This is a genomic window from Jannaschia sp. R86511 (assembly GCF_042466345.1).
In the GTDB taxonomy this organism is placed as follows: domain Bacteria; phylum Actinomycetota; class Actinomycetes; order Actinomycetales; family JBBAYJ01; genus Aquipuribacter.
On the sequence record NZ_JAXHCD010000001.1, the window covers coordinates 1,052,272 to 1,065,735 of the forward strand.

At 75.4% G+C, this 13,464-nt stretch carries 10 protein-coding genes; 8 read left to right on the forward strand and 2 right to left on the reverse strand.

Annotation, left to right across the window (positions count from 1 at the left end; all coding sequences use genetic code 11):
- Nucleotides 1–4 precede the first annotated feature (4 nt).
- Genes nagA through SJY06_RS05230 form a run of 7 tightly spaced genes read left to right on the forward strand, consistent with a single transcriptional unit; the run spans nt 5 to nt 8,987 of the window.
- Complete coding sequence (nagA, locus tag SJY06_RS05200) at nt 5–1,195, forward strand: N-acetylglucosamine-6-phosphate deacetylase (RefSeq protein ID WP_380165320.1); 1,191 nt, start codon at nt 5–7, stop codon at nt 1,193–1,195.
- A complete protein-coding gene (locus SJY06_RS05205; protein ID WP_380165322.1) occupies nt 1,192–2,214 on the forward strand; it encodes an N-acetylglucosamine kinase in 1,023 nt (340 codons plus the stop codon). Before nagA ends, SJY06_RS05205 begins: the two co-directional genes overlap by 4 nt.
- The gene (locus tag SJY06_RS05210) at nt 2,211–3,050 is read left to right on the forward strand and encodes a DeoR/GlpR family DNA-binding transcription regulator (RefSeq protein ID WP_380165324.1); all 840 of its coding nucleotides are present in this window, start codon (nt 2,211–2,213) and stop codon (nt 3,048–3,050) included. Before SJY06_RS05205 ends, SJY06_RS05210 begins: the two co-directional genes overlap by 4 nt.
- A 31-nt stretch (nt 3,051–3,081) precedes the next feature.
- Nucleotides 3,082–4,905, forward strand: coding sequence for a glycoside hydrolase family 3 protein (locus SJY06_RS05215; RefSeq protein ID WP_380165326.1), 1,824 nt, complete (start codon nt 3,082–3,084; stop codon nt 4,903–4,905).
- Entirely contained in the window at nt 4,902–6,290 is a 1,389-nt protein-coding gene (locus SJY06_RS05220) for an exo-beta-N-acetylmuramidase NamZ domain-containing protein (RefSeq protein ID WP_380165328.1), read from the forward strand. Before SJY06_RS05215 ends, SJY06_RS05220 begins: the two co-directional genes overlap by 4 nt.
- A complete protein-coding gene (locus SJY06_RS05225; RefSeq protein WP_380165330.1) occupies nt 6,287–8,077 on the forward strand; it encodes a serine hydrolase in 1,791 nt (596 codons plus the stop codon). Before SJY06_RS05220 ends, SJY06_RS05225 begins: the two co-directional genes overlap by 4 nt.
- Nucleotides 8,067–8,987 carry a MurR/RpiR family transcriptional regulator gene (locus SJY06_RS05230; protein WP_380165332.1) on the forward strand — a complete coding sequence of 307 codons (921 nt, stop codon included), beginning with the start codon at nt 8,067–8,069 and terminating at the stop codon, nt 8,985–8,987. The genes SJY06_RS05225 and SJY06_RS05230 overlap by 11 nt, the downstream gene beginning before the upstream one ends.
- Before the next feature lie 27 nt (nt 8,988–9,014).
- Here SJY06_RS05230 and SJY06_RS05235 read toward each other — a convergent pair whose 3' ends face one another.
- Nucleotides 9,015–10,277 carry a DUF4032 domain-containing protein gene (locus SJY06_RS05235; RefSeq protein ID WP_380165334.1) on the reverse strand — a complete coding sequence of 421 codons (1,263 nt, stop codon included), beginning with the start codon at nt 10,275–10,277 and terminating at the stop codon, nt 9,015–9,017.
- 89 nt (nt 10,278–10,366) lie between these two features.
- Complete coding sequence (locus tag SJY06_RS05240) at nt 10,367–11,497, reverse strand: ABC transporter ATP-binding protein (RefSeq protein ID WP_380165336.1); 1,131 nt, start codon at nt 11,495–11,497, stop codon at nt 10,367–10,369.
- Between the two features lie 392 nt (nt 11,498–11,889).
- On the opposite strand from SJY06_RS05240, the gene SJY06_RS05245 reads away from it, so the two are divergent.
- Complete coding sequence (locus SJY06_RS05245) at nt 11,890–13,449, forward strand: ABC transporter substrate-binding protein (RefSeq protein ID WP_380165338.1); 1,560 nt, start codon at nt 11,890–11,892, stop codon at nt 13,447–13,449.
- The last annotated feature ends 15 nt before the right edge of the window (nt 13,450–13,464 follow it).

The window sequence follows — 13,464 nt, forward strand, 5'->3', positions numbered from 1 at the left end:
CCCCGTGACCCCGGACCGGCCCGGTCCGCCGCCCGCCGCCGGGCCGGGGCCGGCTCTGGTGGTCCGCTCGGTGACGGCCGTCGACGCGGCCGGGACGGTGCCCGACGCCTGGCTGAGCAGCCGCGACGGCCGGATCACAGCCACGGGCACGGGCGACGGCTGGCGCGCCCACGCGGCCGGGGCCGAGGTCGTCGACGGCACGGGCCGCCTGCTGGTGCCCGGCTTCGTCGACCTGCACGTGCACGGCGGCGGTGGGCACTCCCACGAGGACGGCCCCGAGGCCGTGCTGGCCGCGACGGCCGCCCACGCCCGTCACGGCACCACCCGGACGGTGGTCAGCCTGGTCTCCGACACCGTGGTCGCGCTCTGCCGGCGCCTGGGTGAGGTCGCCGACCTGGCCCGCGAGCACCCCCACGTGCTCGGCAGCCACCTGGAGGGCCCGTTCCTGGCGCCGGCGCGCAAGGGCGCCCACGACCCGCAGCGGCTGGTCGACCCGACCCCCGAGGCGGTCGAGCGGCTGCTGGCGGCGGCGCGCGGGACGCTGCGGCAGGTGACGCTGGCCCCCGAGCGACCCGGGGCGACCGCGGCGGCCGAGGCGTTCCGGGCCGCGGGCGTCGTGGTCGCCGTGGGCCACACCGAGGCCGACCACGCCCTGGCCGCGGCGACCTTCGCCCGCGGGGCCCGCCTGCTGACGCACGCGTTCAACGCCATGCCCGGCGTGCACCACCGCGCCCCCGGCCCGGTCGTCGCCGCGGTGGACGACGGGTCCGTGGTGCTGGAGGTGATCCTCGACGGCGAGCACGTGCACCCGCGGGTGGTGGCGATGCTGCTGGCCGCCGCCCCCGACCGGGTGGCCCTGGTCACCGACGCCATGGCCGCCGCCGCGGCCACCGACGGCGACTACGTGCTGGGCGGGCTGGGGGTCACGGTGAGCGGCGGGCGCGCCGTGGTCACGGGCACGGACACCCTGGCCGGGTCGACGCTGACCATGGACCGGGCGCTGCGCACCGGCGTGGCGGCCGGGCTGCCCCTGCCGGCGCTCGTGGCGGCCGCCACGGCCACGCCGGCGCGCGTCCTGGGCCTGGGCGGCGTGGTCGGTCGGCTGGCCCCCGGGCAGCTGGCCGACCTCGTGCTGCTCGACGAGACGCTGCACGTGGTCTCCGTCCACCACTCCGGGCTGCCGGTGCGGGGGTGAGCGAGGACCTGCTGCTGGCCGTCGACGCCGGCGGCTCGGGGACCCGTGCCGTGGTCCTGCGCCCCGACGGCACCTGCCTGGGCCTGGGCGCGGGACCGGCCGGCAACCCCACCTCGGCCGGGCCGGAGCCGGCCCTGGCCGCCGTCGCGGGGGCGGCGAGCGGGGCGCTGGTGCGTGCCGGTCGCCCGGCGGCCGACGTGACCGACGTGCTGGTCGCGCTGGCCGGCGCCCGCGGTCTGCTGCCGGCGGGGCGGCTGGCGGCGGCGCTCGGGTTCACCGGCGCGCCCGAGCGGCTGCGGACCGTCCCGGACATCCTCGCGATGTACCACTCCGGCGCCTGGGAGCCCACCGGCGGCGCCGTCGTCGCCGGCACCGGGTCGGTCGCGGCCCGGGTGCAGGACGGCGCGGTGGTGCGGGTGCACGGCGGGTCCGGCTGGCTGCTGGGTGACGCCGGGTCGGGCCACGACATCGGGCGGGGGGTGGTCCGGGCCGTCGTCGGGGACCTGGACGGCATCGCCCCTGCGACGGCGCTGACCGGGCTGCTGCTGCAGGAGCTGGGCCTGGTGCGGGGCCCGGAGCTGGTGCGGGGCCGGCTCGTGACGCTGGACCGGCTGACGGCGCTGCTGTACGCCGAGCGCCCGGTCGCGCTGGCCCGCTTCTGCCCGCTGGCGTTCGCGGCGGGGGACGACCCGGTGGCGACGGGGATCGTCCGCCGGGCCGCCGACGACCTGGCCGTCCTGGTGCGCGCGGCCCGAAGCCACGGGGACGACGGGCCGCTGGTGCTGGGCGGCAGCGTGGTGCGCCACGGCCTGCTCGCCCCCGGGGCCGAGCCCGCCCCGTCGCTCGCGCAGGCGCTCGCCGGGGCCGACGTGCGCCTGGCCGCCGACGGCACGGTGGGGGCCGCGGTCGCCGCTCTGGCGGGCCCGGCCGGTCCCGACGGGCCTGCCGGTCCGGACGAGCGGGTCTTCGCGCGCGTGCGCGACGGGGTGGCTGCGCTGCGGGCCCGGCCCGGGCCGTGAGGCACGAGCGGCTGGTCGCCGTGCTGGACCTGGTGCAGCAGACGGGTCACGTCACGGTGGCGGAGGTGACCGCCCGGCTGCGGGTGTCCCCGGCCACGGCGCGCCGGGACCTCAACACGCTGGCCGAGCAGCGGCTGGTGCTGCGCACCCACGGCGGCGCCTCGACCGCCACGGCCGGGCGCGGCGTCCTGCCCGGTCCGGCGTCGCCCCGCCGCCCGGCCCCGGCGACGGCCGCGGCCCGCGCGGTGGTCCGGCTCGTCCGGCCGGGGGACGTGGTGGGCCTGGACGGCGGGCCCGGCACGACCGAGGTGGCCCGCCGGCTGGCCCGCGCCGACCACCTGTACCTGCCGGGGGCGGGCCGGGCGCTCACGGTGGTGACCAGCGCCGTCGACATCGCCTACGAGCTGGCCGTCCGGCCGCACGTGCGCGTGGTGCTCACCGGGGGCGAGGTGGCGGCGGACGGCTACGGGCTGGTGGGACCCGTCGCGGCCCGGTCGCTGGCCGACCTGGTGCTCGACCTGACCGTCCTCGGGGCCGACGGCGTGAGCCCCAGGTTCGGGGTCACGGCCGCCAACCCCGGTCGCGCCGAGGTCGGCCGGGTCCTGGCCGGCGCGGCCAAGCGGGTCCTGGCCGTGGCCGACGCCCGGGCCCTGGCCGCGGCGGCGGGCAGCCGGCTGCTCGACCTGGCCGAGCTGGACGTCCTGGTCACCGACGGCGAGCCGGACGACGAGCTGCTGCACGCCCTCTCCTCGGCCGGGGCAGACCTGGTCCGGACCGGGGACCTGCGGTCGGCGGATGCGGTCCGGACCGTTGACCGAGGTGGTCGCGGAAGGTAATTTCCCATGTCATGTCCAATATGGGAACAAAGTGACAGCGCCGTCCGGTCCCCTCCGCCCGAGCCGCCGCGGGGTCCTCGGCGGGCTGGCCGTGCTCGCCGGCACCGTGGCCGTCGGGGGACCCGCCGCCGCCTCGAGCCCGGGGCCGGGGCGCTCCCCGGGGCGGGAGCGGGCCTACGCCCGCACCACCCTGCGGCGGATGACGCTGGAGCAGAAGGTGGGTCAGCTGATGACCTGCTACGCCTACGGCGCCACGGCCGACACCCCCGACGAGCGCAACGTCGCGCTGTACGGGGTGTCCACCCCGGCCGAGGTCGTCCGCGAGATGCACCTGGGCGGGGTCATCTACTTCGCCTGGACCGACAGCGTCCGCGACCCGCAGCAGATCACCGCCCTGTCCAACGCGCTGCAGGACGCCGCCCTGGGCAGCGGGGCCGGCGTCCCCCTGCTGGTGTCCACCGACCAGGAGCAGGGCGTGGTGACGCGGTTCGGTCCGCCCGCGACCCCGTTCCCCGGCTCGATGGCGCTGGGAGCCGGGCGCAGCGCCGAGGACGCGCGGCTGGCCGCCGCCGTCACCGGACGCGAGCTGGCCGCCGTCGGCATCAACCAGGACTTCGCTCCGGTCGCCGACGTCAACGTCAACCCGCTCAACCCGGTCATCGGGGTGCGGTCGTTCTCCTCCGACCCCGACCTGGTGGCCGAGATGGTGGCGGCGCAGGTCGACGGCTACCAGCGCGACGGCGGGGTGTCGGCCTGCGCCAAGCACTTCCCCGGCCACGGTGACACCGCCACCGACAGCCACACGGCGCTGCCGACCATCGACCACACCCGGGCCGAGTGGGAGCAGGTGGACGCGCCCCCGTTCCGGGCGGCCGTGGCGGCCGGGGCCGACTCGATCATGACCGCGCACATCCTGGTGCCGTCGCTGGACCCGTCGGGGGACCCCGCGACGCTGTCGGCGCCGATCATGACCGGCGTGCTGCGCGGCGAGCTCGGCTACCGGGGCGTCGTGGTCACCGACAGCCTGGAGATGGCCGGCGTCCGGCAGCAGTACGGCGACGCCGAGGTCGCGGTCCGGGCCATCGAGGCCGGGGCCGACGTGCTGCTGATGCCGGCCGCGCCGCTGACCGCCCGGCAGGCCCTGCTCGACGCGGTCGCCTCCGGGCGGCTCAGCGAGGCCCGCCTCGACGAGAGCCTGGAGCGGGTCCTGGCGCTGAAGTACCGCCGCGGCGTGGTCGCCGCCCCGCACGTCGACCCGGACGCGGTCGCCGGGGTCGTGGGCACGGCCGAGCACATGGCCACGGCCCAGCAGGTCAGCGACCGGACCGTGACGCTGCTGCGCAACGACGACGACGTCCTGCCGCTGACGCCCGGCGCGCGGTCGGTCCTGGTCACCGGCTGGGGCGTGGCGACCACGGCCGCGCTGTCGCAGGCGCTGCAGCGGCGCGGGCACACCAGCACCGTGCTGGAGACCGGCGCCCAGCCCGGCGACGCCCGCACGGCCGAGGCCGTCGCGGCGGCCGCCGGGCGCGACCTGGTCGTGGTGCTGACCCAGAAGGCCTGGGACGCCGGGGTCACCGACCCCGGCCGACGGCAGCAGCGGCTGGTGGCCGAGCTCGTCGGCACCGGCACGCCGGTGGTGCACGTGGCGGTCCGCGACCCCTACGACGTGGCCTACCTGCCGGACGTCACCACCTCGCTGGCGACGTACTCCTACACCGCGGTGTCGATAGAGTCCGCGGCCCGGGTGCTGCACGGCGAGACGGCGCCGACGGCCACGTTGCCGGTCGACGTCCCCGTCGCCGGTGACCCCGACGACGTCCTGTACCCCTTCGGTTTCGGGGAGACCTGGTGAGCGCCGGCAGGGACGGTTCGACCGGCGGTGCGGCCGACGCCGCGGCCGGCGGTGCGGGCATCGGCCGGCGCGGCCTGCTGGGGGCCCTGGGGGCCGCGGGGGCGCTCGCGGCGCTGCCCGGCCTGGCCGCCCCCGCCGCCGCGGGGACCGCTGCGGCCGCGGCTCCCGGACGGCCCGGCGGGGTGCGCCCCGGCCGGGTCGTGCCCGGGGTCGACGTGCTTGCCGCGCGCGGCTGGTCGGACCTGGCCGGGCAGCGGGTGGGGGTCGTCACCAACCCCACGGGCGTGCTGATGGACCTGCGCCACGAGGTGGACGTCATGGCCGCCTCCGGCACGGTCGACCTGGTGGCCGTCTTCGGCCCCGAGCACGGCTTCCGGGGCACGGCCCAGGCCGGCGACTCCGAGGGCACCTACGTCGACGAGCGCACCGGGGTGACGGTCTACGACGCCTACGGCGCGGACGCCGACGCCCTGGCCGCGCTGTACCGCCAGGCCGACGTGGAGACGGTCGTCTTCGACATCCAGGACGTCGGCTCCCGCTTCTACACCTACATCTGGACCATGTACGACGCCATGGTGGCGGCCGCGCGCACGGGGGTGCGCTTCGTGGTCCTCGACCGGCCGAACCCGGTGGGCGGGTACGCCCGCGGTCCCATGATGACGACGCCGTACACGACGTTCGTCGGCAAGAAGGAGATCGTCCAGCAGCACGGCATGACGGTGGGGGAGCTGGCGCGCTACTTCGACGCGGAGTTCCTGGCCGAGGAGGCGGGCCGCCGGCTGACCGACCTGCACGTGGTGGAGGTCGACGGCTGGCGGCGCGAGCTGGTCTTCGCCGACACCGGCCTGCCCTGGGTCGCCCCCAGCCCCAACATGCCCACGCCCGACACCGCCCTGCTGTACCCGGGCACCTGCCTCTTCGAGGGGACGCTCAGCTCGGAGGGGCGCGGCACCACCCGGCCCTTCGAGTGGGTCGGCGACCCGGCCTACGACTGGCGCTGGGCCGAGGCGGTCGCCGGCTACGACATCAGCGGGGTGGCGGTGCGCGAGGCGTACTTCACGCCCACGTTCAGCAAGCACGCCGGGCAGGTGTGCGCCGGGCTGCAGGTGCACGTCACCGACCGCACCCGCGTCGAGGCCATCACGGTGGCCGTGGCCATGCTGGTCGAGGCCCGGCGCACCTACCCGGACTTCGCCTGGCGGCAGGACGCGTGGGACACCGCCCGGCCCTACTGGGTGGACAAGCTGAGCGGGTCCCCGCGGCTGCGCGAGATGGTCGACGCGGGGGCGTCGGTGGCCGAGGTGGAGGGCGCCTGGGCCGAAGAGCTCGCCGCGTTCGAGCGACGGCGCGGTCCGCACCTGCTGTACCGCGGGCGACGCCGGTGACGCCCGGCGCGCGCCCCGGCCGGGTCCTGCTCGCCCTGGTGCTCAGCGGGCTGCTGGTGGCCACGCTCGGCCCGGCCGGTGCCGCGACGGCAGACCCGGCCGAGGCCGGGCCGGCCCGCTTCGACGCCCCGCACCCGGGCTTCGCCCCGGCCGCGACCCGGCTGCACGACGCCACCCCGGTGCAGGCGGGTCTGGACCCGGCCCCGGTGCGGGCGGCGCTGGCCACCGTCGCCGCGGCCACCGAGCCGACGACCGGGCCCGACGGCGTCGTCCGGCCCCTGACGGCCGGCGCGGTCACGGTCATGGCGCACGACGGCGCGGTCGTGGCCCGGGAGGCCACCGGCTGGGCCGTGCGCTACGCCGACGGCCAGGGCACGGAGCTGCCGCGCGAGCAGTGGGTGCCGGCGGCCGAGGACACCGTGTGGGACATGGCGTCGGTGTCCAAGCTGTTCACCTCGGTCGTGCTCATGCAGCAGGTCGAGGCCGGCCGCGTCGACCTCGACGCCCCCGTCGCGACCTACCTGCCGGCCTTCGCGGCCAACGGCAAGGCCGACGTCACCGTGCGGCAGCTGCTCACCCACACCGGTGGCCTGCCGGCGTGGCTGCCGCTGCACAGCGCCTACCCCGACCGGGCGTCCCGGCTGGCCGCGGTGCTGGCCGCCGCGCCGGTGTCGGGGCCGGGGGAGCAGTACCTGTACAGCGACATCGGGATGATCACGGTGGGCCTGGTGGCCGAGCAGGTCAGCGGCCGGGACCTGGACGAGCTGGTCGCCGACGGCATCACCGGGCCGCTGGGCATGACCGACACCGGGTACGCCCCGACCGGCGACGTGCGCGACCGGGCGGCGGCGACCGAGTTCCAGACGGTGCCGGCGCGCGGCATGGTCCGGGGCGAGGTCCACGACGAGAACGCCTGGTCCCTGGGCGGGGTGGCCGGCCACGCGGGGGTCTTCTCGACCGCGGCCGACATGTCGGTGCTGGCCCAGGCCGTCCTGAACGGGGGCGTCTACGACGGCCGGCGGATCCTGTCGCGGGCCTCGGTCGAGGCCATGGTCACCGACGAGAACGCCGCGTTGCCCGGGCAGGACCACGGGCTCGGCTTCGAGCTGGACCAGCGCTGGTACATGGCGGGGCTGTCGGGGCCGCGCACGGCCGGGCACACCGGCTACACCGGGACCTCGCTGGTGCTCGACCTGTCGTCGCGGTCGTTCGTGCTGCTGCTGGGCAACCGGGTGCACCCGTCCCGGGAGTGGGGCTCGGTCAACCCGCTCCGGCGGGCCGTGGCCCAGGGCCTCGCGCTGGCGCTGGCCGTGCCGCCCCGGCGCGGTCCCACCGCCTGGTGGGCCGGCGCGCAGGACGCGGCCACCGCCACCCTGGAGGTCCCGGTCGAGCTGCCGGCCACGGGCGGCCGGCTCGGCTTCGACCTGTTCGTCGACACGGACGACTCCGACGTGCTGGCCCTGGAGGCCTCCTCCGACGCCGGCGCCACCTGGCGACCCGTGCCGTTCACCACCCGCGGGACCGGGACGAGGGTTCGGCACGAGGACGGGACGGTGTCGGCCTCCGGGCACCGCACCTGGTGGCGGGCGGAGGCGGAGCTGGCCCGTGACGACGGCGCGGCGGGCACGCTGCGGCTACGGTGGCGCTACACCACGGACGCGACCGAGCTGGGCCGCGGCGTACTCGTCGACGGGGTGCGGGTCACCACCCGTGGCGGTCAGGTCCTCGACGGCGAACGGCGCCCCGAGGTGTTCACGACGACGGGATGGACGGCGGTTGAGCGCTGACACCGGCCTGGACGTGCCGGCCGCACGGTCCGGCCCGGAGCCGCCGGCCCCCACGTCCCCCCTGCTCGTCCGGCTGCGGACGCTGCTGCCGTCGCTGCCCCCGGCGGCGCAGCGGGTGGCCCACCGGGTGCTGGACGACCCGATGGGCGCCTCGTCGCTGACCATCTCGCGGCTGGCCGAGGAGGCGGACACCTCCGTCACCACGGTCAACCGGTTCTGCAAGGCGCTGGGCCTGCCCGGCTACCCCGAGCTGCGGCTGTCGCTGGCCGCGGAGAACGGCGGCCCGGTCCCGCGCGAGCAGGTCGGGGCCGACATCGGGCCCACCGACACCCTGGCCGACGTCGTGGCCAAGGTCGCCTGGTCCGACGCCCGCGCGGTCGAGGAGACCGCGCAGCAGCTGGACACCGAGGTGCTGGCCGCCGTCGTTCGGGCCGTGGCCGCGGCGGGCCGGGTCGACCTGTACGGCATGGGGGCCTCGGCGTTCGTGGCCATGGACCTGCAGCAGAAGCTGCACCGGATCCGGCGGGTCTGCTTCGCGTGGTCCGACCCGCACGTGGCCCTGACCAGCGCCGCCCTGCTCGGCCCCGGTGACGTCGCCCTCGCCGTGTCGCACACCGGCACCACCTCCGAGCCGGCCGAGGCCCTGCGGGTGGCCGCCCGGGCCGGGGCCACGACCGTCGCCGTCACGAGCAACCCGGGCTCGCCGCTGGCCCGCACCGCCGACCTGGTGCTGACCACCGCGGTGCGCGAGACGACCTACCGCTCGGGGGCGACCGCGAGCCGGATCGCCCAGCTGACCTTGGTGGACTGCCTGTTCATCGGCGTGGCCCAGCAGGACCTCGCGGCCACCCGGTCGGCGCTGGCGGTCACGCGGGCGGCGGTCCAGGACCACCACGTCGGGCCGCGCTGAGGCCGCGTCCGCCCGCGTCGTCTCGGCTCAGTCGAGCAGGTTCGCGATCGGGATGGGCTCGGTGTCGTCGCCGCCGAGCACGGCCTTCTCGTCGCGGCGGTGCACCAGCTCGTCGGCCAGGTAGCTGCGCATCGCCTCGTCCAGGCCGACGTCGTGCCCGGCCGCCTCGGACATGAACCAGCGGTGCTGCAGCACCTCGTGGAACACCTCGGCCGGCTCGAGCTTGCCCCGCAGCTGCGGCGGCACCGAGCGGACCACCGGCTCGAACACCGTGCTCAGCCAGGTGTGGGCGACGATCTCCTCGTCCTCACCCTGCAGGTCGTTGGCGGCCGAGAACGAGTCCATGTCGTTGAGCAGGCGGCGGGCCTGGTTCTCCTCCACGTCCAGCCCGGTCAGTCGCAGCAGCCGGCGGGTGTGGTGGCCCGCGTCGACGACCTTGGGCTGGATCTGCACCGACGTGCCGTTGAAGTCGGTCGTGATGGCCAGCTCGCCCACGTCGAAGCCGAGCTCGTTGAGCCGTCGGATCCGCGCGTCGACCCGCCAGCGCTCGCCGAAGTCGAACGACTCCTCGTCGGTCAGCTCCCGCCACAGGCTCTCGTAGCGCTCGACGATGCGGTCGCTGGCCGCGAGCGGGTCGAAGTCGGCGTCCAGCAGCTCCCCGGCCTGCAGGTCGAACATCTCGCCGGCGATGTTGACCCGGGCCAGGTCGACGTCGTAGGCGCGCTGGCCGGGCGACAGGGCGTCGTGCAGCTCCCCGGTCTCGGCGTCGACCAGGTAGGCGGCGAACTCACCGGCGTCGCGGCGGAACAGCGTGTTGCTCAGCGACACGTCGCCCCAGTAGAAGCCGGTCAGGTGCAGCCGGACCAGCAGCACCGCCAGCGCGTCGATCAGGCGCGTCGCGGTGTCCGGGCGCAGGGTCTGGCTGAACAGCGCGCGGTAGGGCAGCGAGAACTGCAGGTGCCGGGTGATGAGCGCGGACTCCAGCGGCTCCCCGTCGGCGTCGTGGCGACCGGACACCACCGCGGTGGGCTCGACCGAGGGCACCGCGAGGCGGCGCAGGTTGCGCAGCATCTGGTACTCGCGCCGGGCGATGGCCTCGGTGATCTCCTTGACCGCGTAGACCTTGCCGCTGATCCGGACGAACCGGACGACGTGACGGCTGATGCCCCGGGGCAGGGCCGCGATCCGCTCCTCGGGCCAGGTCTCCAGCGGCAGCTCCCAGGGCAGGTCCAGAAGTCCGCTCTCGGCGGTGGTCGACGTGATCTGCAGCGAGCTGGACACGGGGGTCATGGTTCCTCATCCCGGGGCGGGTCGGGGGCGACGGACGGCGACGGGCGCCCTGCGTGACCGCAGGGCGCCCGTCGTCGGTGAGGGCCGTGTCAGGCGGTCAGCCGGGCCCCGCTGCTGATGTCGAAGAAGTGCACGTGCCCGGCGTCACCCGGGACCAGGTGCACCGTCTCGCCGCGGGTCGGGGGACGGCGACCGTCGGTGCGGGCGATGATGTTCTCGCCGCTGGTCCTGTCCTCGCCGCGCATGTCCGGGTCGTCGATGTCGACCTTCTCGGCCGCGTCGGTCGTCCCGTAGATGTAGGCGTCCGCGCCCAGCTCCTCGACGACGTCGACCTGCACGGGCAGGCCCTCGCCGGTGGTGGAGATGGTCAGGTCCTCGGGGCGGACCCCGACGGTGACCTTGTTGCCGGACGTCTTGGCCAGCGCCTCGCGCGAGATCGGCAGCAGCATCGTGCCGAACTGCGCGCCCTGGTCGTTGAGCGGCAGCGTCATCAGGTTCATGGCCGGCGAGCCGATGAAGCCGGCGACGAAGACGTTGTTGGGCTTGTCGTACATGTTCCGGGGGCTGTCGACCTGCTGCAGGATGCCGTCCTTGAGCACCGCGACGCGGTCGCCCATCGTCATGGCCTCGACCTGGTCGTGGGTGACGTAGACGGTGGTGACGCCCAGGCGCCGCTGGAGCGAGGCGATCTGGGTGCGGGTCTGCACGCGCAGCTTGGCGTCCAGGTTGGACAGCGGCTCGTCCATCAGGAACACCTGCGGGCTGCGGACGATGGCGCGACCCATGGCCACGCGCTGACGCTGACCGCCGGACAGCGCCTTGGGCTTGCGGTCCAGGTAGGGCGCCAGGTCGAGGATCTTGGCGGCCTCCTCGACGCGCTTGCGGATCTCGTCCTTGGCGACGCCGGCGATCTTGAGCGCGAAGCCCATGTTGTCGGCGACCGACATGTGCGGGTACAGCGCGTAGTTCTGGAACACCATCGCGATGTCGCGGTCCTTGGGGGGCATGTCGGTGACGTCGCGGTCGCCGATGTAGATGCTGCCGCTGGTCACCTCCTCCAGGCCCGCGAGCATGCGCAGCGAGGTGGACTTGCCGCAGCCGGAGGGGCCGACCAGGACGAGGAACTCCCCGTCGCCGACCGAGAGCTCGAGCTGGTCCACCGCCGGGGTCTCCGCCCCGGGGTAGAGCCGGGAGGCCTTGTCGAACGTCACTGTTGCCATGACCGTTGTGTTCCCTTCACCGGCAGGTACGTGCCGGACGATCCGTCGTGAAGGCGGCCCGGACGTCCCGGGCCTCCCGCCAGGTGCTGCCGTCGTCGTCGACGTGCGGTCGGTGCTCCGATGCACGAGGTGCCGGACGGCGGTGCCCGACCCGCTGATCCTGCCGCATGGTGGCGCCGGGGTCCACCGTGGGGTGCTGTCCACCCCGTCCCGAGGGGCGGGACGGCGGTTGCGAAGCCGTAACGAAGCCGCAGATCGGGCGTCCGCGGGTTGGTACCCGTCCGCAGGCCCCGGTAGGGAGGAGGTCAGCCCGAAGCCCTGCCCCCGAACGGAAAGGCCCCGCCGTGCGCCCCTGGACCCGTTCCGCCCGTCCTGAGACCACCCCCCGCCGGGTGGGTCCTGCCGTCGCCGGAGCGGCCGCCCTGGCCCTGGTGCTCGCGTCCTGCGGCACCGGCGAGGGCGTCGACGCCGAGGGCCTGGAGGAGGCGCCGGACCCCACCGCGTCGGCCGACGCAGGCGCCGACGGCGGGGCGCCCGCGGGCACGCTGGTCGCGGCCCTCGCCAACACCCCCGACCAGTTCGACCCGCACCAGACCACCAGCCAGGCGAGCTTCCAGGTGCTGGAGAACGTCTACGACACGCTCGTCGTGCCGAGCGCGGAGGACCTGAGCTTCGAGCCGTCCCTGGCCACGGAGTGGACCACGAGCGAGGACGGCCTGGAGTGGGTGTTCACGCTGCGCGAGGGCGTGACGTTCCACGACGGCAGCGAGTTCGACGCCGAGGACGTGGCCTACTCGCTCAACCGGATCATCGACGAGGAGCTGGCCAACGCGTTCCGGTTCGCGACCGTGGAGTCGGTCGAGGCCACGGGTGACCTCGAGGTGACCATCACCGTCAGCACCCCGAGCCCCAACCTGCTGGCCAACGTGGGCGGGTTCAAGGGCATGGCCATCGTCCCCAGCGAGTCCGCCGACCTGGACCTGGCCACGCAGGCCGTGGGCACCGGGCCGTTCGAGCTGGTGTCCACCTCCGCCGGCGGGGCCGAGCTGGCCGCGTTCGACGGCTACTGGGGCGAGGGCCCGAGCATCGAAGGGGTCGAGTACCGCTACGTCGGGGAGTCCGCCGCCGCGCTGACCGGCCTGGAGAACGGCGACATCGACTGGACGGACAACGTGCCGGCGCAGTCGATCGAGCAGCTGTCCGCCACCGAGGGCGTCGAGCTGGGCCAGACCGGCGGCAGCGACTACTACTACATGGCGTTCAACCAGACCCAGCCGCCGTTCGACGACGTCGACGTCCGCCGGGCGCTCGCGATGGCCATCGACCGCGAGGCCGTGACCGAGGCCGCCACGTTCGGCGCGGGCACCGTCAACCAGACCGCCATCCCGTCGGAGTCGTTCTGGGCCAGCGACTACGCCCCCTTCGAGCAGGACCCCGACCAGGCCGAGCAGCTGCTCGCCGACGCCGGCGCCGAGGGCCTGGAGTTCTCGGTCATGGTGCCGGACTCCGACGAGCCCGCCGTGGCCTCGGCCCAGGTCGTCGCCTCCCAGCTGGCCGAGGTGGGCGTCACCATGAACGTCGACACGGTCGAGACCGGCGTCTTCCTGGACCGGCAGGGCCAGGGCGACTTCGACGCGTTCAGCTGGGCCTGGGTGGGCAACATCGACCCGTTCGACTTCTACCACGCGCAGCACCTGAGCGACGCGAGCTCCAACTTCCAGGGCTACAGCAACCCGGACGTCGACGAGCTGCTGACCCAGGCCGCGACCGAGACCGACCAGGACGCGCGCAAGGACCTGTACGCCCAGGCCGAGCAGGGCATCGTCGACGACGTGTCGTACCTGTTCTACTTCAACCCCGACGTGGTCGAGGCCTGGAGCTCGTCGGTCAGCGGGTACACCGCACGACCGGACTCCGCCGTCAACTTCGAGACCGTCACGCTGACCGACTGACGCCGGACGGTCCGT